Source organism: Polyangium sp. y55x31 (assembly GCF_029946505.1).
Classification (GTDB): domain Bacteria; phylum Myxococcota_A; class Polyangia; order Polyangiales; family Polyangiaceae; genus Polyangium.
The window spans coordinates 22,665-46,843 of the sequence record NZ_JARZHG010000046.1 but is presented as its reverse complement, the minus strand read 5'-3'; the positions used below and the strand labels follow the sequence as shown (position 1 = coordinate 46,843).

The window sequence follows — 24,179 nt, the reverse complement described above, 5'->3', positions numbered from 1 at the left end:
GCATTCAGAGGACCGAGGTGCGCCTCCAACTGTAGGCTGCCTGGGGTGCTCGAAACGGCGCGCGTGTATCGCCGAGCGCAGTCACTCCGAGCGCGAATCGGTGCGGGCTCCAGCCATTAGTTGCTGCGTCCTTCGGCCTGCAAGGTGCCGAGGCGCGCCTCCAGGTCCCCGAACCACGCGGGCCATATCGGGAGGTGAGCGCGGCGGACACGCACCTCGCCGAGCGCTGCCGCGGCGTCCTCCACGCGCCCAGTATCGAGCGCCAGCCGCGCGCACCAGTAGAGGATCTCGATCACCAACTCGACGCTCATCACCCGCAGGGTCACCGCTTCACGCCATGCAGCTGCCATCTCCGAAGCAGGTTGCGAATTCTCCGAATCTAGCGCCGCCCGGAGCAAGCGGTAGATGAGCCGCTCCCAGGGCATGTTGTCCGGACCGGGTGGACACCGTTCCTCGATCCACGCGAGAATCGCGCGAGCCTCCTCACGCTCGCCCATTCCCATCAGAATACGCAAGACCATCAACGGGTACATGACCGTGGATTTTTCGGCGTATCGTTGATCCAGCAACCAGGCCCGGCGCGCTAACTCCAGCCCTTCGAAGGGCTTATCGAGCCAGTACATGGCCATCGACGCGCTGAGCGACGCCACTCGCTCCAGCCAGGGGTTGCCAATTTCCCGCGCTAGCATGACCGCGCGCTGCAAATCATCGATCGCCCGGTGGGGCTCCCTGCGTCGACTCCACAGTGGCACGCGGTTCAGGTGGGCGTTGCACAGATGAGCCCGATCGCCGGATTCAGTCGTGAGCTTGATGAGCTCCTCGAACCGGAGCTCCGCCTCGTAGAGCCCCCCCTCGACAAACATGAGGTGAAAAGACAACCCCAAGAGCGCAATGACGCGCGACTCGTAGTCGATCTCGTCGGCGGCCAGCAACTCCTTGAACCTGCGAACGACCTCGAGCGTCCGTCCTGCTCGCCAGGCCACGCGCGCGACGGCGACCTGCAGCCGGATCCGGAGGTCATCGCCGTCGAGTGTCTCGATCAGCTCCCGCGCCTTCTCGGTGCGCACCGCTGACGCAGCATAGTCCCTGCTCCAATCGAGCGCTGTCGCCTCCTCGAGCAGACTCTCGGCCACCAACCGCGGAGCCCCCATCGCTTCCCCGAGGCTCCGCGCTTCCCCGAAATCCTCGATCGCCTCCCGCACCCGGGTGACCCGATACCGGCTCTTCCCCCGGCCGAATCGAGCCCGCGCCCGCCGCGCTGCGTCCTCGGCCGCCGCACACCGCAGCGCCGCGCTGTAATGCTGATCCGCCACCGCATCTCGATGTCCAGCCCGTACCAGATCTCCGAGGTGAATATAGGCCTCCGCCGCCTCCTCCCGCTGCCCGACCGCCTCCGCGTGCAACGCGAGCCGCGCCAGCATGTCCTCGCTCGCCTGCTTTGCTACCCCCACCTCCGCCCGCCACAGCTCGAACGCATGCCGGTGAACCTTCTGCCTCTGTGCCGGGTCGAGCAGATCGTACACCGCCCCCCGGAAAACACCGTTCTGGAAGGCGTACAGCTCGCCCTCACCCCGCCGTAAAATCCTCCGCCGCAAGAGCGCATCCAGCGCGTACCCCACGTCGAGCGTCGTCCCCGCGTCCCCGGCCCGATCCAGCGCGTCCTGCACCCGCTCGAGCTCCCCGCGCGTGAACGTCGCCCCGAGCACGGCGCACAGGCGCACGCACGACGCGAGCTCCGGCGGCATCGTCCCGAGCTGCCGCGCCGCCAGCCATTGCCACGCGGGCACCGGCGGGAGCATATCGACGTCGGCCGTGGCCACGTAGTAGCTCTCGCCCTGCGGGCGCTTGCGGATCGCCCCCATGCGCTTGAGCGCGGCTGCGATCTCGTGGAGCGCCGCCGGATTGCCCCCCGACCACGCCGCGAGCCGCTCCAGCACGATCGCGGGCGGGTACTCCGCCGGCAAGAGCAGCCGCGCCGCTAGCTCCATCGCCGCCTGCTGCGCGAGCGGCGCGAGCTCCACGCGGTCGTGATGACGCGTGCGGCGACCCCACGCGCGCCGCAGATCCTCGAAAGAGGGCGCCACCGCCACGAGCCCCCAGAGCGGCATTTCCTCCCCGTCGAGCGTCGCGTACTCGATCGCGTCGATCACCGCGTCGTCGATGCGGTGCGCGTCGTCGAGGATCACCGCCACGGGCCCGCGCCGCGCCCGCCGCCGCAGCGCCTCCGCGAGCGTGCGCACGAGGGGAGCCGATCCAGGCTCGCCTCCCCCCGTCCCCTCCCAGCCGAAAAGGGCGCCGAGCGCCGGCGTGGACGTGCGCCCGATCTCGTCGCCCAGCACCGCGGCCCAGAACGCCGCAGGATCCGCCGGCTGCTCGGCGGGGACCTCGACCAGCGCCTTGAGCAGCGCCGCCGCCTCGGCGTGCCTCCCTGCCATGCCCGGCGGCGGTGCGGATATCGTCACGACGAGCACCTCCGGGCCTGCCGCGCGGCAGAGCGCCGGCGCCTCGGACGCGAGGCGGCTCTTGCCGAGCCCCGCGTCCCCCACGAGCGTCGCGAGGCGCGGGGAACGCTGCGCGCGGGCCGCCTCGAAGCTCGCGCGCAGCGACGCCACGACATCATCGCGCCCGATGAGCGGCACATCATCGAGCCCCTGCGATCCATCGTCGAGCTGCGGCATCGCTGGCGAGGAGCGCGGCAGCGCCGCGTCGCTCGTGTTGGTGTTCGCGGAGCCGGTCCGGCGCGCGATCTCGAGGCTGCTTCCCTCCGGGGTTCCGAGCGCCGCGCGGAGGACCTCGGTGATCGTGATGCCGTCCCCCGCGTCCGGCGGGATCCATGTCTCCGGCCGCTCCACCGCCGCACCGTAGAAGGCCGGCGCGCCGCGGTCCTTGCGCCGCACCGTGACGCTCGCGAGGTGCAACGCCACGCGCCCCTCACACGCCTCCACGATCTGTCGTGCGGCCGAGAGTGCCGAGCCCGCAGGATCGTCCGAATCCAGCGCTGTGAACACTGCCGTGTAGCGGCTCCCGCGTTGCCGGGCGAGCCAGCCCCGCTTCGCCGTCACGGCGGCGAGAAGAGGCGCGGCAGAGCCCTTCACGTCTGCCACCATGATCACCACGGGATGGCGCCCCTCGGCGATCAACCTGGGCACGGCAAGCGGCAATGCCATCTTGCTGCTGAAGGGCGCATCGGCGGGGCTCGCGGCCGCCGCGGCGCACGCCTCGCGCAGCGCCCGGCGTAGTACGGACGCGCTCTCCGGTCGCCGGGCAGGGTCCTTGGCCAGGCACGAAAGGATGAGCGCCTCGAGCGGCTCCGGCACGGGCGCGAATTGGCTCGGCCGCGGCGGCCGCAGCGACAGGTGCGCGTGTTCGAGCGTGGGACCATCACCGACGAACGGCGGCCGCAGCGTTGCGAGCTCGCAGAGGATCACCCCGAAAGCGTAGAGGTCCGTGCGCTCGTCGAGGTTCTCCTCTCCCCGGATCTGCTCCGGCGCCATGTACTCGGGCGTTCCCACCGCCACGCCCGTCCGGGTGAGTCGCGGGAGGCCGGCACCCGCGCGTGCGCCCATCGCGCGCTTGCCCAGGCCGAGATCGATTGCGACGATCTGCCCGGAAGGTTCGGCGACGATGAGGTTCTCCGGCTTGATATCCCGGTGCAACATGCCATGGCCGTGGATGGCCTCGAGCGCGGCGAGCACGGCGTCCGCGGTCTGCGCGATCCACGCGAGATCCGGCGGCCCGGGCAGCGTGGCGAGTCGCGCCGAGAGCGTCGCGCCGGCAATCCTTTCCATTGCGAGGAAAGGCCGCCCATCGGGGAGGAGACCTGCGTCGAAGAGCTGCGGCACATGCGGAGGCCCGATCCGGACGAGGGCCTCGGCCTCCCGGGAAAAACGCTCCTGCAGCGTACCGCCGTTGACCCGACCCACCTTGACGGCGGAAGGCGCGCCGTCGGCGTCACGGGTCGCGGCCCAGACGACGGAAAAACCACCGGCGCCGAGCAGCCCATTGAGACGAAATCCCGGCAGGTGCGGCCGCTCGATTTCCGTGTTGCTGAGCGGATGATGGATTGAGGTTTGGCCCCCGTCACGGGGGCAGGTGCCTCCGTCCAGGAGGCGTCGATGGCAGAAGGAGCAGCGAGCCATGCGCGACGGCGTCATGGTATGGTGGGCGCCATGGAAAAGGAACACCGTCCAGAAGGCGGGGCGGCGGTCGCGGTGGATCCGCGCCACGCGGCCGCGCCTCCCGAACGGGAAGCGAGCGAGCGGCCCTCGGACCGCCCGCCGCACGGCGGGGGGCCGCAGTCACCCGTGGGGGTCGAGCCGACGCTCGGCGCAGCCCCTGCCGCGCCATCCGAGGGCGCGCCCCATCCGCGTGGTGCCCGCGTCGGGAGCTACGTTCTGCAGGAGGAGCTCGCGCGTGGCGGCTTCGGCGTGGTTTACCGAGCGAACCACGCCGAGCACGGCAGCCCCGGCGCGGTGAAGGTACTTCATGGCGAGCTCGTCTCGCACGCGAATGCGCCCCTGCGTTTCGCGCGTGAAGTGGAGCTCATCCGTAACCTGCGGCACCCGAATGTCGTCCATGTGCTCGAGCAAGGTCAGCTCGAGGATGGGCGCCCCTATTTCACGATGGAGCTGCTCTCGGGGATGACCCTCAAGCAGCAGCTCATGCTGCGCGGGCGGCTTTCCCCTGCCGAGGTGCTGTCGATCCTGGAACCCGTCGCGAGCGCGCTCGACGCGGCCCATGCGCTTGGGATCGTCCACCGGGACGTCAAGCCCTCGAACATCTTTGTGTGCGCGGACGGCCGGGTCGTGCTCCTCGATTTCGGCGTGGCGAAGCTCCTGGACAACAACGCAGGTCCCGCCCTGACAGGCTCCCGTCAGGTTGTCGGGACAGTTCATTACATGGCGCCCGAGCAATCGCTCGGCCGTCTGGTGGACGCGCGCGCCGACGTTTTTTCGCTCGGCATCATCGCGTACGTGCTCCTGACCGGGTCCTTGCCCTATGGCGCCGAGGCGAGCCCCCTGGCGCGCCAGGTCCTCCTGCATGCCCGGCCCGCGAGACCGAGCTCGCTCGGCCCCGTCGATCCCGCTTTCGACGAGCCCGTGCTCGGCGCGCTGAGCTTCGAGCCCGAAGGCCGGCCCCACTCGGCCAGCGCGTTCGTCGCCGAGCTACAGGCGGCGGCGCAGCGGGCGCGCCATGCGCAGGCGCAGCCGGATGGAGGTCTCGAGCGGCCGGCCCTCGCAGCGTACGCCGAGGTATTCGTCGACGCAGCGGAGCTCGAGGATCCGGACGATGCGCTGCTCACGGACCTCGAAGGCGCCCTGTCCTTCGTGTCGGCGCAGCTTTCCGAGGCGGGCCTGATCGCGGTCATGGAGACCGGCAACAACCTGCTGATGGTGGCTGAAGAGCCCCCCGATGCCGCGCTCTCCACCGCGCTTCGGCGCAATGTGCTGGAGCGCGCGATCGAGGCGGGGCACCGGCTCTCCACGCGTCCCAGCCGCGATCCGCGCGTGCGCGTCGCGCTTGTCTTGCACGCGGGCCACTTGCGCGTTTCGTCCGAGGGCACGCTCCAGGGGGGCGGGCTCCTGGAGCCTTCGGCATGGGTGCCCGCCGCCGTGCGCGAGGGCGTGATGGCCTCCAGCGAGATCACGCAAGGGCTCTCCATGCAAGCTGAGCCCCTCCCGGACGTGCCGTCTTTCCTCAAGCTCGTTTGAGCACGCGTCCGCGCAGCGCTCTCGAGCTGGGCCGACGCGGCTAGGCGCCATCGACCTCGGGGAGCGCGGCGCTCGGCTCGTAATGGGTCGAATCCCCGCCCGGGAGCCGATAACGGCGGAGCAGATCGCGCAGGTGGTTGCGGTCCATCCGCGCAGCCCGAGCGGCCCGGGAGAGATTGCCCCCGTGTCTGCCCGTGAGCGTCTGGAGATACCCGCGTTCCCACAGCGCAACGACCCGCTCCTTCGCCAGGCGGAAGGAGCCGAGCTCGAGGGCAGCATCATAATCGAAGGCCTGCACCTCGGGAGTCGTGTCCCCGGCCTCGGCGCCGAGGACGGCCTCGAACCACATCGACGGATCCTGCACGAGGAGCGCGCGCTCGACGGCCGCGCGTAGCTCGCGCACGTTGCCCGGCCAGTCGTGGCGGGCAAAAGAGGAGAGCAGCTTGGCCGGCGGCGTCTCGCTGTCCCGGGCGAGCTGCGAATAAAAGGCGGACGCGAGCAGAGGAATGTCCTCCCTGCGGTCGCGGAGGGCTGGGAGGCGGATACGGACGATGTTGAGCCGATAAAAGAGATCGCTGCGGAACGTGCCGCGGTTGACCTCCTGGCGCAGGTCGCGGTTGGTGGCGGCGATGACCCGGACGTCGAGTTGGACCGGGTCCAGGCTTCCGACCCGGCGCACGATGCGCTCCTCGAGCGCGCGCAGGAGCTTTGGCTGCATATCGAGCGGCAGCTCGCCGAGCTCGTCCAGGAAGACGGTGCCGCCCGCTGCGCTCTCGAAGGCGCCGGCGCGCGCCGCGTGGGCGCCGGTGAAGGCGCCTTTGGCGTGGCCGAACAGCTCGGATTCGATGAGGTTCGGGGGGATGGCGCTGCAGTCGATCACGATGAAGGGCCCCTTGGCCCGCGGGCTTTTCTCGTGAATCATGCTGGCGAGCAGGCTCTTTCCCGTGCCCGTCTCGCCCTCGATGAGCACCGTCGAGTCGGAGGAGGCGATGCGGGGCAGGGCCGCGAAGATGCGGCGCATGGCCGTGCTCTGCCCAAGGACCCGGCCAAACCGCTCCTCGTCGCTGAGCGGCTCGACGATCTTGTCGGGGAGCGCCTCGAAGCGGAGGACCGACCCCCCGATGGCGAGGGGGACGCCCGGATTCACGTATGCGCTGAGCACGTTGATACCTCCAAGCCTGGTGCCATTTCTGCTGCCGAGATCCCGCAACAAGAATCCACTGTCCGTGGCGGTGATGACGCAATGATGACGGGAGACCGCCTCGTCCGTGAGGATCAAGTGGTTGCTAGGCGCGCTGCCGATCGAGAGCTCCTGGCCATCCGATACCTTGTCGCGCCCCATATTCGGTCCTGACAGGACACGGACACGGAACCGGCCGATGGCGCACTCTCGCTGACGATAGACGAGTGCCGTTTCTGCGGGCTGCTTCTTGAGGGTGGGCTGGGCTGACATGCCCGGGACCCAAGCACGAGGCGTGCCGGGTGAAACGGACCGCCAGAAAGGCCCAAGATCGTCATCCAGGAGACGAATGGCCGGGCCTGAAGCGACGCCACATGCCCGCTCCTGCTGCTGGGTGTCGCCTGCACCGACTCCCCTCGACACCAAAATTTGGCCCACGAAATCGTCGCCGGCGCGCTGGCATCCTTCTTGTACGGCCATGACGAGCAGGAGGCGGATGGAGGTCGACGGCGCCCGCGGGCGTTCGCCAGCGGAGGCCCTCGAGCGCGTGCTCGCGGCCTGCGACGCATCGCTCGAAATCGAGGCACGGAGCGCGCGCGCCTACGGCACGCGAACCTGGGCGTACTGGCGGCGACCTACGAAATCGAGCGAGGAGCGGATCCGCGCCCGGTCTTCGAGAGGGCACTGCAGAACGCTGCGGCAGCCCTCCGTATCGATCCCGACGATCCCATCACGCACGACGCCATGGGGAACACCACAGCTTCATTGCACAATACGATGCCCGGCATGGAGTGGATCCGAGGGGGGCGCTCGATCATGCGCAGGAGCGCTTCGAGCGCGCCGCCGAGCTCGATCCGACGTTCGCCTGGCCGCGCAATGACGCTGGCATTGTCCACGTCGTGCGGGCGACCTACGAGGCGGCGCGCGGCATCGACCCGCGTCCCTCGCTCGACCGCGCAGTCGATGCATTCAACGCCGCCCTGCGGGCAGACGGGTCCTATCGCGTGCCGTACGGCAACCTGGCCGCCGCAGAGGCGACGCGCGCAGCCTACGAGCTGGAGCACGGGATGGATCCGCGCGCCTCCGCGGGGCGCGCTGTCGAGGCCAGCCGGCGGCGCCTCGAGACGAGCCCCCAGGATACGACCCCGCTCCTCAACCTGGCCTGGGCGCAGCTCATCGTCGCCGAGTATGAGCTCACGAGTGGCAGATCCCCGAACGCCGCACTCGAGCAGGCCCTTGGGAGCCTGGGCGCGGCCCTGAACGTCAACACGGCGAATATCGAGGCATACCAGCGGCTGGGCACAGCGCATACGCTGTGCTCCATCCAGCAATACGCCTCCCGTGCGGATGGGGCGCAGGCGCTTCTCGAGGGGCGCGCCGCACTCGAGCAGGCGATCGCGCTGGATCCCCGTAACGCCATGAGCCACCTCCTGCTCGGGAAGCTCGAGCTCGCCGTCCTGCGCGACGGCGCGCTGCGGGTGAAGGAGCTCGCGCGGGCGCTGCAGCGCGCCGAGGCGGCGCTGTCAATTTCCCTGTGGATCAACGGGGAGCAGGCCGATGCATGGGTGGCGATGGCCGCGGTGCATCGCGCGCGGGCCGAGCGAGCGCGGCGCGAGGGGCGCCGCGTCGAGGACCACGTGCGGCAGGGCCTCTCGGCCGTGGGGAAGGCGCTCGCGGTGCGCCCCGGGTTGCCGAGAGCGATGGCGGTCCGCGGCGCCCTGGAGCTGGAGCGCGCCCACGCGTCCGACCGCGTCATCGAGCGGACGGACAGCGCGCAGCGCGCACGACAGCATTTCGAGGCCGCTTTGCGGGAAAACCCCCTGCTGCGCGGCGAGCTCGAGGGACCCCTCGCAGAAGCGGCCGCACTCCACGAGCCCCTGCGCCTCCGCCGCGGGCGCGATTAGCTCCTCGACGCATTCTCTCCTCCACGCTCCGGATCCCTGCAGGGCAGGTCGAGCCGGCGCGATGCCCCCACTCTGTTCCTCTCTTTGCGCACGGCCTCGGTCCCGAGCTGCTCTGCGCTCCTCGTTCCCATTTCTTTCGAGTCGAGCGAAGGGCGCGCTCCGCGGACGCTGATGGTTCCCCCCTGCAGTCCGGCCCCGATTCGCGTTCCGCGGACGCATGGATGAGCCATTTTCTCGGGGTTTTCGCTTCGAGGCCGTCGCGACAACCAAGTGGCACGATTGCTGCTCTATCGCTCGCCGACGGCAACGGCGGCTCGGCACGGAGGCGCTCTCCATGGCGCTTGTCGAGGCCGCATAGAACACCCAGCCAGAATCGGAGAGAGACTCATGAAATCGTATCTTCGTTCCATCCTTGGCCAGGCGCGCTCCTCGAGCGCATTGCGCGCGTCGTCGTTCGTCCTGGCCACCGCGGCCGGGCTCGCCACGAGCCTCGGCGGCGCGGACGCCCACGCCTATGATTGCAATGCACCCACCGCGACGCTCTGCCGGGATCGAAACTTCCTCCTCGCCTGCGATACGGCGACCGTGCGCAATTACTGCGACGATATCCTCGACGCCGATCTGAGGGCGCCCGCGAGCGACTCCGTGCCCCTCTACAGGCCCGCAGCCCCGAAGACCTTGAGCAACCTGGTGAGCGGCGAGGAGCGCGCGTTCCTCTACGTGACGCCCACGCGTACGTCGTTCGAGCAGCTCATGGATGCCATGGGCCATACCTGGGTGAAGGAAGAGCGCAAGGCCCGCGACGCCGCGTGGAGCTTGCCCAAGACCGTGGCGCTGATCGCCCAGACGTGGCGGCGCAACCCTGCGTGGGACGACGCGGCGAACCCCGCCCCCATCCTGTCGTGCGATGAGTTCGTCTACGAGCGGTTCTACACCTACGAGCGCTTCCTCGACGCGGCCTACCGTTGCCAGCAGGATCCCTGGTGCATCGCCGACATGGCCAGCAAACGATTCCTTGCCAATGACGTCGCGCCCGGTGCGATGGGGGGCCTGCGCGACCTGCGTACGCGCTGGGGCGCCGTGCACCCGGACGGTCACCAGGTCGAGCAGCTCACGAACACGGTCATCCCCGCGAGCGTCTTCCACACGGAGGCCGCGGTCGGCTTCCTCCCCGATTCCGTGATCGACGTGCTCGACCTTTATCCGGCCCCCGCTTACCACTCGCTCACGGAGGTGCGGGACCGAATGTTCCATCTCCGCAAGAAGTACGTCATCGGCAACAACCCGTTCGGGGCCGGGCAGGTGCACTATGACACCGAGATCGACTGGCACGTCGGCATGACGTCCAGCATCAAGCAGCTCGGCATCTCGAAGGCAGAGCGCGAGGATATCCGGGCCCGGCAGGCGGAGCTGGCCCGAGCGATCAAGGAGTTCATGCAGCTCTACCACGAGGAGGTCATGAACGGCGGCGCGCAGACGCTCCCCTCGCACACCGATGATCCGCCGCTCGATGGCGTGACGGAGCGCCTCTTCATCAACGCGATCGGTTCGAAGCCCAAGGACACGGAGTGGAAACTTTACAATGCGGGCACCAATTACCTCAGCCCGAAGCGGGAATCCGTCCACTCGATGGTCACGGGGGTCTACACGGGGACGTCGAGCAACGTCGCAGACGCCTTCCAGTTCACGAGCGGCGACCTCGGGTACACCGTCGCGGAGGCGTTCACGTACTTCCCGCCTGTCGTGAAGCCGGGAAATCCCCGGCGGCTCCAGTGCCTCGGCGAAACGCAAATTCTCTCGACGAGCTGGGCGAAGATCGCCGATCGGGCCTGCAAGGTCACCAACTTGATCCTGACGGAGTGGGAAAAGAGCATCACGACGGGCGACCGGGGCTGCCTCACCAAAGACTTCGAGGGCTGCGACTGGGCGCCGGAAGACTTCACCGAGCGGTTCGCCAAGAAGCAGTTCCTCATGAAGGAGCGCGAGAGCGAGCTGAAGCGCTGCGACAAGCTCACCAACAACTTTTCGTTCGCGGATAGTTATGCCCCGCCGGGCGGAGGTATGACCTTCGGACAAGCGAAGGGCAGCGGGTTGTCCATGGCGGTCTTCCTCAATAACGAAGAGGCCGCCCGTGAGAGCACCCTGGAGGGCGTTCCGCGACGCGACAGCACGGGCCGCTCGTTCGGAGAGACCTACACCTCCGCAGAGCTCATCGGCGACAAGAGCAACTTCGCGGCGGGCTACAATACCTCGGTCTCCTGGACCGCGGACGTCATCAAGAATTCGTCCGGTCAGATCTGCCGGATGAACGCGAGCGCGACGGGCGATCTCGACGTCTACGCGCATATTTTCGGCTTCTACCAGGAGCTCCTCGACGCCCACGGCGAGGCGAGCGTCATCGACGGCGATGGGCACGTGAATGCTTACGTGCGCGTGGCTGGCGTGAACGTCTTCCCCGAGGTCGACAACGACTACGATTTCGTCAACGGCGTGGAGATCGAGCACCTCAACGAAAACGAACAGAGGACGTACGATGGCTTCAGGAAGTGGTTCACCGCCGGACCCATCCCGGTCGAGGTCGGGGCCAGGGCCGAGGTCTTCTACGGGGCCAAGTTCACGACCACGCTCAAGGCGCCCGAAAGCTGCATCGCCAACCAGACCAACACCGAGCTGGCCAAGCTGCTGCAGGCCGAGTCCGCCTTCACGCCGTTCGTCAACGTCAACGGCATTGCCTACCTCACGGCAGGCATCCCGAGCGTGCTCTCCGTGGGCATCGACGGCACCCTGAACCTCATCAAGGCCGCGCTGCCCGTGCGCGGCAAGGTGCAGGTCGGCATCATCCCGGACTACCATGGACAGCCGAACGTCGCTGCAATCACGTTCGATTCGAGCGCCAATCTCGAGCTGTCGACGCTCTCCGGCAGCGTGGATCTGACCTTCGAGGCCCTGGGCTTCCCCGTCAAGGTCAACATGTTCAAGTGGGACGGCGTCTCCGGCACGGTCCCGCTGCTCAAGTCGCCCGAGGCCATCGTGCCCCTCTACGCGATCCCCTGAGCCATACCCGGAGGGAGCGGAGGTGCCCCCCGCCTCCGCTCTCCCCTTCTTCCTCGACACACCCCATTCTCATGCCTCCGGAGTCCGATCATGAAGCGCCGCAAGCTCCTCCTCGTTCCCCTTTTCGCCGTCCTCGCGGGTCTCCCGCTCGCGTACCGCGCGTTCACACGAAATGGCGAACCGAGCGCCGAAAGCACCCTCGCGGCTGCACCGCCTGTCGGGACGCGAGTCATCTACAGCATCGACTGGTCCTCCGAGACGGATATGGACGTGCCGCGTGTCGGCGGGTCGCAGGCCGGGGAGGCCGGCACGACCCCGGTCAGCGTCCACCTCCATCTCAAGGGCGCGCTCGCCCTGCGCCGCGCGCAGACGGGTGAGGGCGGGGACGTCCTCTGCGCGCGATTCCCCGAAATCGAGGAGCACCGCGCCCTCGTCTTCGGCAATGACGTGCTCGCGGGCGACCGGGAGATTCGCGACGCCTTCACGGCGCGCGAAGGGTGCTTCGAGTTCGATGATCGGGGGCGCGTGCGCCGCTTCCTCTTCGAGCAGGACGCCCCCGTCCTTTTCCAGCAGTTCGTACAGGGAGTCGTCGAGGCCATGCAATACACCTCCCCGCCGCCCAAGGCCGAACAATGGGAGGGGGAAGAGATTTCGACGCTCGGTATCACCCGCACACACTATGCCTTCGAGGACGGCCGCGAGGACGCGATCACCTGGAATCGCAACGAGTACCGCGAGCTGCGCGGGCTGCCTCCCTGGGCGCGCGACGCGGATCCGGAGATCGACGGGCAGGGCTCGATCACGCTCGATGGGCAACCGGGCCTGAAGGCCCTCTCAGCCGAGGAGACCATCGTCGTCGCGGGCGAGCAAGACACGGAGCCCTATCGATATCACGGCAAGCTCGCCCTCGTGCGCCGCACTGTCGAGCAGGATCAGGGTGGGCCCCGGGTGGCGGAGGGGCTCCGATCTCGCCCGATCGGGATCCCGGCCGGGGTCGCGGAGGCGGAGCGGGCGGCTCAGGCAAGCGAGGCGGCGCGCACGAACCTCGGCGAAGTCCAAAGCCTCATTGCTACGTACGGCGGCGCGCCGCTCGCGCCCGGACAGATGAGCGCGATGGTCTCATTCCTCCACGAGAATGACAGCGCCTGCGCCGAGGTCGGAAGGATGCTCGAGCGGGCCGACCTCGAGCCGGCGCAGCGCACGCTCGCCATCGACGCGCTCGTCGCCGCTGGAACGCCCGCCGCGCAGGAGGCACTCCGCGCCGCGCTCTCGTCGCCGGCGGCGCGCGCGGACGGGGCGCTTCTGTTCTCCGGTCTCCGACGCATGGCCATGCTGCGCACACCGACGCCCGAGACCGCGGCGTTCCTCGAGTCCGCGATCGACGACGCCCGGGAGCGCGGCGCGCCGGATGCGCGCAACGCCGCGACGGTCTCGCTCGGCGCCGTGGCCGGGCAGCTCCTCGCGTCAGAGGACGGCGCAGGGGCCGGTGAAGCCGCCCTGTCCCGGCTGCACGAGGAGCTCTCTGCGGCGGAAGACGCCACCGGGCGCGCGGCCGTGCTGATCGCGCTTGGCAATACGCACGATCCGGAGCAGGCCCCGGTCATCCAGCAGTACGCGTCGGACGAGCGCGCCGAGGTGCGCATCGGGGCCGCCCGCGCGCTCGCCAACATCAAGTCGGAAGAGGCCACGGGCGCGCTGCTCTCGCTCTCGGCCGATCGCGAAACGTCCGTCGCCTCGATGGCGCTGCGCGGGCTCAAAGACCGTGTCCTCGGCGATGGGCAGCGCGCGGAGCTCGAGCACATGGTCCGCAGCGGGTCGATGAGCCGCGACGCGGACGCGGCGCTCATGCCCGTCATCGCCCGACAAGTCGACGCGGATCCCGCAGCGACGCGGAGGATGCTCGAGGCGCTCCTTGCACGTCACGACGAGGACGGCGAGCTCGCCCTCGCGCTGCGACGAATGCTCGGCGCCCTCGATGCCGCGCGCGTCGCGGTGGCGCCCTGAGCTGCGCGCGTCGATGGGGTGTGTATTCGACGAAACCAACGTGGACCGATCCTAGAGGATCCTCGTGCCACTCCGCGACCACGTCGGCTGCAGCGCGCCGCAGTTTCGCCAAGTCTTGGCGGACGGCACCAAGCTCGGCCCGCGCGGAGACGAGGGCCTCGCGCAGCTTCCGGTTTTCCTCGCGAACGTTCTTCTCGACCATCTCGTTGCCGTTCTTGCAATTGAGGCACGTCGACCGCCCCTCAGCCCGCGGATTCCTCTTGCACCAAATGCAAAGGCCAGCCGCCGCCAACGCATCGAGGCGGGCGGCATTCTGCCGCACGAGTTCGCTCCTGGGAAGCCGTGGCTGCCTGGGGGCTGGTCGCTCGCTCTCTGTCCGGTTTGTTTCGGACCGGTCGGGGGTCTGTGGCTCGTGCGGTAGGGCGTTTGGAGGGGCCAGAGAGACCGCAGGAGGCGACGCCGCACCCTCGCGGGGGCGTCGCGGCCCCAGTCGTACGATGGTCCACTCGATACCACGGGCCGCGAGATCCTGACGGAACCAACTCCGGCGATGGCCCAACCCCTTCCCATCCAACGGGGTTTCCAGCGCGACGAGCGGTCGCAAACCACGACGGGCTCGCACCAGCACGTCCGCATACGCTTTCCCGGCAAGCACAACGAGGAGCAGCTCCTCCCCTGGCCAGCGGGCGCGTAGGTTCGCGATGACGGACCGCGCCCATTCGAGGCGTTGCTCATCGGACAGGCTCTTGATTACGAGGTCGTACGGTTCGATAACCGTCGAGGGCTCGATGGCGCCGTGTTTGGCAGACAAGATGAACACGTCTCTGCCGCCCTGTCGCAGCTCGGCGTATTGCAAAGCGTCGCGGAACAGGCCGGAGCGGTAGAGCGTGCGCGCCGGCTGTGCCGTATCCGCCTTTGTGTCGGCGCACCCCACGAGGAACACGGTTCTCACGTGGCCTCCACGGCCGCCTCCGCGTCCCGGTTGAGACCCTTCAAGCGGGCGACGAGCGCTTCTGGCTCGGAGAGATCATCGAGGATCGCGGCCAGCGGGTCATCGAGCAAGTTCGCGAGGAAGGCGAGCAGGGCCGGTGCTGCGGCAACCAGTTCGGCATCGGCGGCAACCACCTCGGCAACGAACAGGCCGTTCTGGTCGCGAATGATGGCGCTTCCAGATTCGCACGCGGCGATATGCCATTGATCGCTCACGTGTCCTCCTTCCCCGCCGCGGCGGCTCGCAATTTTCCGTATGCGGCGAGCGCGGCCCCCACCGGCGTCGATCCGGTCTGCGCCATCCTTCGAGCTTCCCCGATCGCCAGCTCGCGCAGCACGTCGGCCACGGGCAGCCCCTTCGCACCGGCAACGACGCGGAAAAACGCGAGGTCCCACCTATCGAGCCCCTCGACGAGCACCGAGGTCATCTCGATGGCTGAACCCGCTTCCGGCTTCGCTCGCCCCGCGGCGTCCTGCTCCTCCTCGTCGGCGCATTGCTTCCGAGGATCGTTAGGACCGTAAAACCCCTCGGGCCGCACGCACATCGGCCAGTGGGCAGCCTTCGCCTTGCCCCTTCGCCCCTTTGGCGCGACCTCAGCAAGGCCGAACTTCGCTCCGATCTCGTTGCACTTCTCCGCAAACCGAGGACCATGCCCCTCGTATCCCTGTTCGAGGTTGTCGAGAACTTCGTGCTGCCAGGCATGCACCATTTCGTGCAGCACGACGTCGAGAACGTACGCCAGGCAGATGGTTTCGCACTTCGGCGCGATCCGGATACGACTCGGGATTCCGTGCGCGTCCCGCGGCACGTAATCGCCGAGGGTGCGCGGGGAAGCGGGCTGCGTGATCAGGAGCATCGACTGCCCGAGGCGGCCGTCGAAATGCGCCCGGTTGTACTCCTCGAAGGCTCGGTAGACCGCCTTCGGGGCCTCTTGTCCCTCCTGCTCCACGAGCGCGGCGAGGGCGCGAGCGGGGGTGCGGGGGTCGATGCGGGGGACGCCCTCGGCGGCGCCCCGGCGCAACAGAAGGACCTTTTGTTGCGGACCGAGGACCCCTCCCGCTCGTTTGGAATCGTGTTCTGTCATACGAACCCAAAGGTAGATCCGTCGATCTGTGGGTCAAGAGAGAGGAAGACCGAAGGAGCGTTAGGTCTATCGATTACCCAGGTCTTCCGGTCTTGATATGCGCTTGAGCTAGCGCGACCGCTTGCCATGTACGGGTGTACATCCGGACGTTTGGACGGCGTCGTGCGACCACCGCGAGAGCCCGGCCGTCCGAGCTAGAAAGCAACTCGCTCGTCTTCGGAGATGACCTCGAACCGGGTTCCTGCCCTTACGATGCTCGTGCCATGACAGCTTCCGTCGATGACCCCGACACCGAAGCGGCACCAGCGCCGAGCCGCGAGACGGTGGCGCCGTCGCACAGGGCCTCCCTGCGCACGGCGCTGCCCTTCAAGGCGACAAGCTCATCGCGCCGTACCGCGAAGCCACCCTCGATGGCCGGTCTCCCCTTTCAGCCGCCGCGCCCCGGCGTACTCGAAGGGGCCATCCCGGTCGCCGCGGCCTCTGCGCCCGCGATCCCGCCGAACAACCGCACCTCCGAGAAGCCTCCGAACCTGCTCGATGCGATGAACGCCGCGGGGGCGGATGAAGAAGCTGTCGCCGAGGCACCGGCGAAACCCAAGCCGACGCGGAAGGCGACGCGCGCCGTGCGTGCACGAGCCGGAGTCCCCATTCTACGGCTGCTCTGGTTCGAACCGGCCGTCGTGAAGCGTATTCGGGCGATGACCGACTGGGAGGAGCTCTGCGACCCGCCTACTCCGCCCCCATCGGCCGAGCCGCGGCACGTGGACCCCATCCGCGACGAACGCGCGCGCGAGGAGCGCGACGTCATCGCGGTCCTTTCAGGTGCACGGCCAGCCCCCTCGTCCGCGCTCGTCGGCGTCGTGGAGCGCGCACTCGGCGAGCACGGGGAGCTGTCGCCGCCCGTGGTCGTCGTCGCGGGCGAGCTCACGATGTGTTTCGACCCGCGGGAGCGCGTCCGCGCGATGATCGCCGCGGCGACGCCGCTGGTGACGCACGATGCAGCGCTCTCGGCCTCGCTGGCGGCGGCGCGCGGGGCGCTCGACGATCCGGCGCTCGAGGGGGCCGAGGGGATCGCGAAGGCGCTGCTCTCGCACGTGCGCGAGCTAGTGGCGAAGTGCAAGCGGGGCCCGACGCAGGCGTTCCTCGATGCGGAGGTGGAACGCGCGCTCGTGGCGCAGAGGAAGTACCAGAAGCAGGACGTCTTCGGCAGGCCGTGGCTCCGCGCCGAGCTGCTCACGGGCGCCGAGGAAGGGCCGACGCTCGTTTATCTGCCCGCGGCGCTCGGACCGCTCTTGCCGCTGGCGGAGCGGTTTCAGGTGAGGATGGTCGCGGAGGTTGACCTGGCGCAGGACCTCGCGGCGTCGGATCGACGGCCCCTCGTGCTCCGGGCGATGGCGATCGCGCGGTTCGTGGCGCGATCGGCGTTGGCGCCGTAAGTCAGCGACACGTACAAGCTGGCACAATGTTCGGCGGATCGCTTGTCGACCCGCCGAGCGACACTTCTGTGTTGACTAAATTTAGTACCACGTGTAGTCAATTTAGTATGACAAACGAACCTCAGAAGCTGGTGACGATGAAAGTGAAACCCGGTCCGCACCGGAAGCTGGCCACCATGGCTACCGAGAACGGACTCGGCTTGTCAGACGCCTTGGAGGAGGCAGTCGAAGCTTGGGAGAAGGCATCCGCCTCGAACCCGAAGCGCGCTCGGCAAAGTTTCGATGCAAAGGTAACGCTTCTGGACAAAGCGTTGGGGAAGCCGGAGCACATCATCGAGGCAATGACCTACGTTACGGACACACTCGACGTGGCCTGGGTAGCGGCGCTTGACGTCTTTGGAAAAGAAGCCACACCCCAGCTCGCTTTACAGATTTACGATCGGATGCACGCTCGCAGACTCGAGATTATCGAGGAGCGTCGACACGGGCAGGAGCATAACGACGCAACTGATTGACTGTCGTCACTCGACCTAAGCGCAGGCCAGATGTTCGCCGAGGGTGGGCGCCGGTCGCAGCATGATCGGCCTTTCAGTAAACCTCGACCTTGACGATGGGCTGAAGATCGCGGTTAATCCTATCAAGAGTTCGAAGAAGTGCATCCCACGCCGGCCTCGACGCAGACACGAACTCGAGCGACGCAACGACCTCCGTGGGAAGGTGTCGCTGCACATCCGTCACGAACCCAGCAGAAGGAAGCTCCTCGTGGGGCCCTGGGAAGCCGCCGACGAGCAAGCCTCCCCACGCCTCGAAGGCATCACGTGTACGCGCGAGCGTGTCTTCGCGGACTGCCTCTACGAACGTCACGAGAACTCGACCGTCCTTCAACTCCTCGTTCAAGTCTTCGGGCAACGCCACCGTAAAGCGGAGCGTCGGCTCGGGAAGCAGCGCGAGGGCGTCGATGTCCACCGCGGCCATCGACTCCGCACCTTGCTCCGTCACGACGAACGACCTGAGGGGGCGGTCCAAGAATGCGGGGAAACGGGCCTTCCAGAGGAGCGGCGCGAGGGCTTCCAGAGGCAGCGCGGGCAACGAGAGGATGAGTCGTTCGACCGTGGTTGTTCCTTCAGTCCTACGCTCCCTCTGCGTGATGCTCGCGGAGCCAGTGCCACCAAAGCATCCCATCGTCGCCGCGGCGGCATAACGAGCCAGCATGCCTTCCACTTCGACGTGAGGAACGTACTCCTCCGGTAATGGCTCTGCGGTTGACAAGTCCTCTCGATTCGTGACGGCCGAGATCAGAAGAGTACGCGGATGGGTGCCCGGACGGGCGTAAAGCTCGATCTGCATCTCGTTCGGATCCATGGTTTCATTCATGGTTCGATGATGGCCGCGCCGCGGAACCCATCGGCGTCGCTGGCCATGACCAGGCGAGGGGTTTGGGACGTGTTGACCGCCTGCACGGCGAGGGCAAGCAGCAGAGGGATCGTCGCGGCGTGCTGCTCGCCGAGCGTACGCGCTGGCGCCATGAGGGACGGGTTTGCGCCGGCTTGCCAGAAGGCGCGGGTCGACGCGAGCGCCCATTCCTTGGCACGCCATTCCGCGCCGTTCAGATCGCAGAGGACCTCCGTGATCGTCCGTCGATCACCCCGCCATTGGGCCAAGGCGTCCTCAATGGTTGTGACGAGGCTCTCGGGATGCGCCATCTCGGCATCCACGTCCTTCTCGAAGTCGATGCTCGGCGCAGACGTGAAGGAAAAGCCGGCAATGCGTGGCCCAGCCGGCCGGGGGCGCACATGGACGACGGCCGCCGACTCGCTCGGCAAGTATCCATCCGGAAAGCGGGACGACGCGCTCATCCCAAACAAGTCGAGCACCGACAGCGTCTCGGGAGCGCAATCGCTTTGCACGCCGACGACGAGCGCTTCGCGCGCTTCACCCGAGAGAAACGCCTCTCGAACGCGCGCAAGGGCGCGAAGCCCAGCCGCGTTGCCGTCCGTAAAGATGATGAGGAGCGGATCCGGGACGAAAATTTCGTACTGCTCGTGCAGCAAGCTCCGGACGCCGCGCCCCATTCCTTTCCAGCTTGGTGCGAAGTCGGGCCGCGAGGCGCATAGGACGAGCAACGTCGCGCCCGAGGGAGGTTTGTCCTCGTTCAGGCATTCGCGGAGCGCGGCGTCGACGAGCGTAATCGCGCGACCAGGGCCGTGATCGCCGCGGATGGGCAAGACGGGAGCGACGACGAGATTGCGGCCGTCGCGCCCTACGAGGTAGGTGGGCTCGGCGCAGCGACGGTCCTCGCGTACGGCGTCGACGACCGCGGCGAGCCGGGAACCCGCGGCGGTTGTAACGCCGGCTGCGGCGATGTGAAGGGCAGGCTCGTTCATGCAGCATTCTTCGGTAGGAGGCGCTTCTCGACGATGCGTGTACGCCTCGGCTGCGCGGGCAGCGCCAGGCGGTAGGTGAGGATGCAGCGGTCCGCGTCGGGCTCCAGGACGAGGCGGTCGAGCTGCGGGCGGTGGGAGGCGCCGTCGACGAGGATGCGGAGCGGGAGGCGGGGGACGCGGGAGAAGAGCGGGCCGTAGGGCGAGAGTGCGTGGAGCTCGATGGGCTCGCCGCCCACAAGGGGACGCGCGGTGCAAAGGCGCGGCGGGGCAGCGCAGAAGAAGCGGCGATCGAGGTCCCAGGGCGCGAGCGGGGCGCGGGTTCGGCGCCAGGCATCGTCGTAGGTGCCGGCGTAGGCGCTGCGAGGGGTCCAGTGCGGCGCGATCGCGCCGAACGCGGGCGGGGGTGGTTGGTCGCCCGGCGAGTTGACGGCTGGCGCGTCGGCGTCCTCGAGCAGCGGAAGGGGCTGGCCGTCGGGAGGTTCGCCGGGAGCGAACGAGCCTTTGCCTATCGGGTTTTCGGAGCATCGAGCGCCACCGAAGGCGTTCTCGTGCAGGAGCGCGACGGATCCGACGCGGTCGGGTTCCGTTACGACAAACCCGGTCCTCGTCCGGCGAAAAAAGCGCGGGCCTGTCACGCGGATCCGAGAGCCGATGTCGGCGACCGTGATCGATGCGGTGAACGTCGCATGCGGGAGACCGTGGGGCGCGTGCGCGGTGCCGTGGACGATGACGTCGGTGCCGGGGTGGTCGAGGGAGAGATCGCAGGGGTAACAGAGGGCGCCCGAGGGGAAGAAGACGTCCGCGCGGCGGATGGGTTCTTGCGCGGGGGTGAGGGCGTGCGTGGTGAGGCGAAGGGTGGCTTTGACGAGGAGGACAAAGGCTTTTCGGCCATCGAAGTCGGGGAGAATGGCGGCGACGTACGGGTATGGGGTCTCGTTTTGGATGGTCACGGCCCGGCGCCCCCGTCGTCTTCGTAACGCTCGTCGATCGGCAACAGCATTCGTACCCGCTCCTTGGTGAAGGGATTGATCGCCTCACGTACGCGATAGCCCTTCGGAACCGGCTCTCCGGGCGCGGGAAGCGAGGGCACTGGCGGCACCTTCGCGGGGTCCACTGGGAAACCTTCGTCGCCCAGCGTCAGAACATCACGGCCAAGCGTATTCCGGAGGTGATGCGTCATTCGCTGCCGGAAGCGGGGATCGTCCACGCCCTCGGGAGGAGCGATGATCCCGGCGTGCGCGGCGAGGTACACATCAATCCCGGGATACTCCAGGGCAACGTAGGGTTGGTCATCAACATCGATGACCAGCACGGGGTACTCGCCGAGCGCGTCTGGCGCAGAAAAGTACAGGAGCCGGCGTGACTGATCGCCGAAGGGCAAGGGCAAGCAAAGACTGGGGAGCGCTCCTTTGGTGAGACCGTTGAAGTAGGCGGCATGCTCGGTGTAGCTGCCTCTGAATGCCGCGAGTGCCCCGGCTCCCACATTCATCTCCTGCAAGACAGGGTGGTCGAGGTCCGCGAACCACCCGAGGAAGCTTGCGTCGAACGCGAGCCACTCTGCAAGCGATGGAGATACGGGTCGATTGCCCGGAAGACGCAGCTTGGCAATCACCTCACGCGACAATGGTCTTGGGCGACGCTTGCTCGTGGGTAATTCGGGATCGAGCACGCTGAGATCATGGGCCTTCACTTTCTCGATGACTTGGCGGACGAGGGCGACACCCTGGTCTTGAGCGCTGGGCATCGTCGCGTGCACCTTTTCGGCCTCAATTCGATGGTCTCCATTTCTTGCTGCGGGCGCTTGCGACGCAAAGAGACCGAGATACGCGGCCACGACGATCACCGCGATTACGACCATCCAGGCGACGAGCAGCCTACGAGCTCGTGTCATCGAACCTCCGGAGCCATCGCAGGGTCCCGCTCATCCCGAAGGACTTATGGTACTCGTCGTCGCCGAGCTGAAAGTGCGTACTCGTGCGGATGGGGCGCAAGATCCTGTTGACCTTGCGGTAGAGCGGCAGCGGCTTCGGGTCCTGGTTGACGTCGCCGATCCCGGGCTCGTCGCCGGCCTGGATGTAGAGGCCCCAGGGCATGCGATCGACGGTGAGCCCACCGGCCCGCTCGAGCGCGGCCGTCGTCATGTGGATCCCGCCCAGCGGATCGAGCAGCGGCTCCGAGACGAGGGTGATCCAGTTGACGCCCTTGATCGAGCTGTAGCAGGAGCGATCGGTCAAAGAAGGAGCCTCGACCTCGATGCCATGGAAGCGCATGGCGAGCGGGTAGATGTGCTCCGACTGCACGTGCCGAGCGCCCCCTGGATCCTGATGAGGTTCGAACATGAACCCCGCGTAGCCGTGGAACACGGGCACAAGCGCGGCTACGCGCCTCACCCACGCCGCGAACGCTTGGTAGTTGGGGTACCAATGATCGACGGGGAACGCCAGGCGCAGGAAGCTTAACTTGCTCGGGTACTCGACCTGATGCTTGCCGTGTAGATGCCAGTCGGTCAGGTCGTTGAAGCTCTCTCCACCCAGGTAGAGCCAACCCAGGTTTTTTTTCCTGAACTTGGGCTGCTCGAGGAGCTGCGCCGGCAACCGCAGTCGTTCGGGTTCGGCCGGGCGAAACTTGGTGTCCTCCCAGTCCGCGTACCACCGTAGGTGCGGCTCCGCGTGTTCGAGGTACGCCTCGAGAACCTGCCCGATCGCGTCAGGAAAGCTTGCCAGCGGCTCCTTGAAGTACATGGTCAGCGCCAGCGAGATGCGGATGTGCTCTGCTGCGAGCGCGTGGAGATCTCGGAGCGCGATCTTCGTAGGTTCGTCCGGGCTCATGTCTCTTTCCCCGCGGTCGGATCCGAGAGTACCCCCGGCGGCAAGACGGGCAAGAGCAAGACCGGGGAGGAGAGCGTCCGGCCAAACAGGGCGAGCAGCGCGCCGAGCCCCGCCGCAGTGAAGACCGGGACGAGCGGACCCACGGGCACTGGGCGGAGCTTCGGCGTGGCCAGCCGCTTCTTCGCGAGGAGGGCCAACAGCAGCAGATCACGCACCCCATCACGCATCGGATCACGCACCGGCTCGGGCTCCCGCTCGCGCTCTTCGAGCTTGCACTGCGCGCCGCACTCCTTCTCATCGAGCACCATCAAACCTGGATCGATCTCCTTGTAGGCCTCTTCCTGTCCGTTCTCCCGCCACGTGTCCCCCGGAAATTTGAACTCGAACACCCGCTTGACGTTTGTCCGCGACAGCGGCAGCGCCGGGTTCCGCACGATTACGCCATCCGGCCTCCGTGTCCCCGCGAGCGGCGGAAAGTCCGCACGCGGCAGCGGGTGATGCGGCGGCTTCGCCATTCGCTGCGTCTCGTCGATCATCGGCGCGGGCCCGCCCGGTGCGCTCATGTCGAACGGCACCTCGACGTAGAACTTGGGATGCCGCGGCTCCCAGTACCGCTTCGGGAAGAGCTTGCTTCCCCGCACCCAGCGCGGCTCGGCGATGGAGAGCGCGGCGCAGTACGTCTTGCCCTTGTCCTTGCAGAAGCAGTAGACGCCGCACAGGATCGTCTTCTCGTTGCCGCCGGCGAGATCCGGCTGCACGAGCGCCGGACTGAACGCATTCGGCGGGCTCCCATGGTTGTGCACCATCGGATCCCCGTTCCGCGGCACGGGCTTTCCCTCGACAAACACGTTCGTCGAGTAGTTGACGAAGCTCGCCTTCCCCTTGATCTGCCCCGATATCACCCCGCCGAGCGTCGCCTCGTTCCCCGTGCTGGAATCGAACCACGAGGCCGACGTCGCCACCGGGAAACCATCGGCGAACACCGTCTCCGCGCAGTTCACGACGTCCTCGGAGCACGCCGTGTTGAAGCACGGCACGACCACGCCGTTCGGCATGACGCACGCGTCCGGGAACGCCGTGCTGACGCCCTCGCTCCCCGCGTGCACGACCGTTCGGCCGTTCACCGACACCGTCGCCGCCATCGCTCACGCCCCCTAGTTCAAGTGGATGCGCACACCGCGCACCGTGACGTTCCCCTCGGCCTCGAGCCGCATCTCGCGCCCCCGCACCTCCACATGTCCCGCGGCATGCAGCTCGACCACGCTGGCGCCGCACGCCAGCGTGATCGACTCGGCCGCCTCGAGCGCGACCGCGCGCGGTGGTGCCTCGGGCGCGACGCGATCCACGAGCAGCGCGATCAGCACGGGTTGCGTCGGGTCTCCGTCAAGGAAGTCCACGAGCACGGGCGCACCCTCCCGCGCCGCCGCGACGAGCCGCGCGAGCGATATCGACGCCGCGACCCACGCTCGCAGGGGTGGTGCGTCCTGACCAACCCGCACCATCACGATCCCCTCCGCCGTGACCTCTGCGATCCGCGCAGCTCGCGGCCCTTCCACCACACGCCTCGGTCCGCTGACCGGCTCCCGCTCCCCCATTTGCCCCT

General features: G+C 67.8%; 17 protein-coding genes. 6 read left to right on the top strand and 11 right to left on the bottom strand.

Annotated features, from left to right (window positions below; genetic code table 11):
- Positions 1–116: 116 nt before the first annotated feature.
- On the bottom strand, positions 117–4,139 hold the full coding sequence (locus QHF84_RS43770; protein WP_281319549.1) for a serine/threonine-protein kinase: 4,023 nt from the start codon (positions 4,137–4,139) through the stop codon (positions 117–119).
- A 30-nt stretch (positions 4,140–4,169) separates the two neighbouring features.
- Between QHF84_RS43770 and QHF84_RS43765 the strand changes: the two genes are divergently transcribed.
- On the top strand, positions 4,170–5,711 hold the full coding sequence (locus tag QHF84_RS43765; protein WP_281319548.1) for a serine/threonine-protein kinase: 1,542 nt from the start codon (positions 4,170–4,172) through the stop codon (positions 5,709–5,711).
- Between the two features lie 40 nt (positions 5,712–5,751).
- Here QHF84_RS43765 and QHF84_RS43760 read toward each other — a convergent pair whose 3' ends face one another.
- Entirely contained in the window at positions 5,752–7,164 is a 1,413-nt protein-coding gene (locus QHF84_RS43760) for a sigma 54-interacting transcriptional regulator (protein ID WP_281319547.1), read from the bottom strand.
- A gap of 518 nt (positions 7,165–7,682) precedes the next feature.
- On the opposite strand from QHF84_RS43760, the gene QHF84_RS43755 reads away from it, so the two are divergent.
- The 3 genes from QHF84_RS43755 (at position 7,683) to QHF84_RS43745 (ending at position 13,853) form a co-directional block, all read left to right on the top strand.
- On the top strand, positions 7,683–8,795 hold the full coding sequence (locus tag QHF84_RS43755) for a hypothetical protein (RefSeq protein WP_281319546.1): 1,113 nt from the start codon (positions 7,683–7,685) through the stop codon (positions 8,793–8,795).
- 387 nt (positions 8,796–9,182) lie between these two features.
- Complete coding sequence (locus QHF84_RS43750) at positions 9,183–11,849, top strand: hypothetical protein (protein WP_281319545.1); 2,667 nt, start codon at positions 9,183–9,185, stop codon at positions 11,847–11,849.
- Positions 11,850–11,939: 90 nt separating this feature from the next.
- The gene (locus tag QHF84_RS43745; protein ID WP_281319544.1) at positions 11,940–13,853 is read left to right on the top strand and encodes a HEAT repeat domain-containing protein; all 1,914 of its coding nucleotides are present in this window, start codon (positions 11,940–11,942) and stop codon (positions 13,851–13,853) included.
- Positions 13,854–14,801: 948 nt separating this feature from the next.
- On the opposite strand, the gene QHF84_RS43740 is transcribed toward QHF84_RS43745, so the two are convergent.
- Complete coding sequence (locus QHF84_RS43740) at positions 14,802–15,059, bottom strand: hypothetical protein (protein WP_281319543.1); 258 nt, start codon at positions 15,057–15,059, stop codon at positions 14,802–14,804.
- Positions 15,056–15,865: a SprT-like domain-containing protein gene (locus tag QHF84_RS43735; protein WP_281319542.1), complete on the bottom strand. Its 810-nt coding sequence runs from the start codon at positions 15,863–15,865 to the stop codon at positions 15,056–15,058. Before QHF84_RS43735 ends, QHF84_RS43740 begins: the two co-directional genes overlap by 4 nt.
- A gap of 473 nt (positions 15,866–16,338) precedes the next feature.
- On the opposite strand from QHF84_RS43735, the gene QHF84_RS43730 reads away from it, so the two are divergent.
- Both QHF84_RS43730 and QHF84_RS43725 read left to right on the top strand, forming a co-directional pair.
- Complete coding sequence (locus QHF84_RS43730) at positions 16,339–17,364, top strand: hypothetical protein (RefSeq protein WP_281319541.1); 1,026 nt, start codon at positions 16,339–16,341, stop codon at positions 17,362–17,364.
- A 107-nt stretch (positions 17,365–17,471) separates the two neighbouring features.
- Positions 17,472–17,879 (top strand): hypothetical protein, encoded by a 408-nt coding sequence (locus QHF84_RS43725; RefSeq protein ID WP_281319540.1) that lies wholly within the window; start codon positions 17,472–17,474, stop codon positions 17,877–17,879.
- Between the two features lie 73 nt (positions 17,880–17,952).
- Here the strand turns inward: QHF84_RS43725 and QHF84_RS43720 are convergent, their stop codons facing one another.
- Genes QHF84_RS43720 through QHF84_RS43690 form a run of 7 tightly spaced genes read right to left on the bottom strand, consistent with a single transcriptional unit; the run spans position 17,953 to position 24,171 of the window.
- Complete coding sequence (locus QHF84_RS43720) at positions 17,953–18,726, bottom strand: hypothetical protein (protein WP_281319539.1); 774 nt, start codon at positions 18,724–18,726, stop codon at positions 17,953–17,955.
- Between the two features lie 8 nt (positions 18,727–18,734).
- Complete coding sequence (locus QHF84_RS43715) at positions 18,735–19,748, bottom strand: hypothetical protein (RefSeq protein ID WP_281319538.1); 1,014 nt, start codon at positions 19,746–19,748, stop codon at positions 18,735–18,737.
- Positions 19,745–20,698, bottom strand: a complete 954-nt coding sequence (locus QHF84_RS43710) for a DUF2169 domain-containing protein (protein WP_281319537.1) — start codon at positions 20,696–20,698, stop codon at positions 19,745–19,747. The genes QHF84_RS43715 and QHF84_RS43710 overlap by 4 nt, the downstream gene beginning before the upstream one ends.
- Complete coding sequence (locus QHF84_RS43705) at positions 20,695–21,606, bottom strand: hypothetical protein (RefSeq protein WP_281319536.1); 912 nt, start codon at positions 21,604–21,606, stop codon at positions 20,695–20,697. Before QHF84_RS43705 ends, QHF84_RS43710 begins: the two co-directional genes overlap by 4 nt.
- A 16-nt stretch (positions 21,607–21,622) precedes the next feature.
- Entirely contained in the window at positions 21,623–22,576 is a 954-nt protein-coding gene (locus tag QHF84_RS43700) for a type VI immunity family protein (protein WP_281319535.1), read from the bottom strand.
- Positions 22,573–23,718, bottom strand: a complete 1,146-nt coding sequence (locus tag QHF84_RS43695) for a DUF4150 domain-containing protein (protein WP_281319534.1) — start codon at positions 23,716–23,718, stop codon at positions 22,573–22,575. Before QHF84_RS43695 ends, QHF84_RS43700 begins: the two co-directional genes overlap by 4 nt.
- A gap of 12 nt (positions 23,719–23,730) precedes the next feature.
- Positions 23,731–24,171, bottom strand: a complete 441-nt coding sequence (locus tag QHF84_RS43690; protein ID WP_281319533.1) for a hypothetical protein — start codon at positions 24,169–24,171, stop codon at positions 23,731–23,733.
- Between the last annotated feature and the right edge of the window lie 8 nt (positions 24,172–24,179).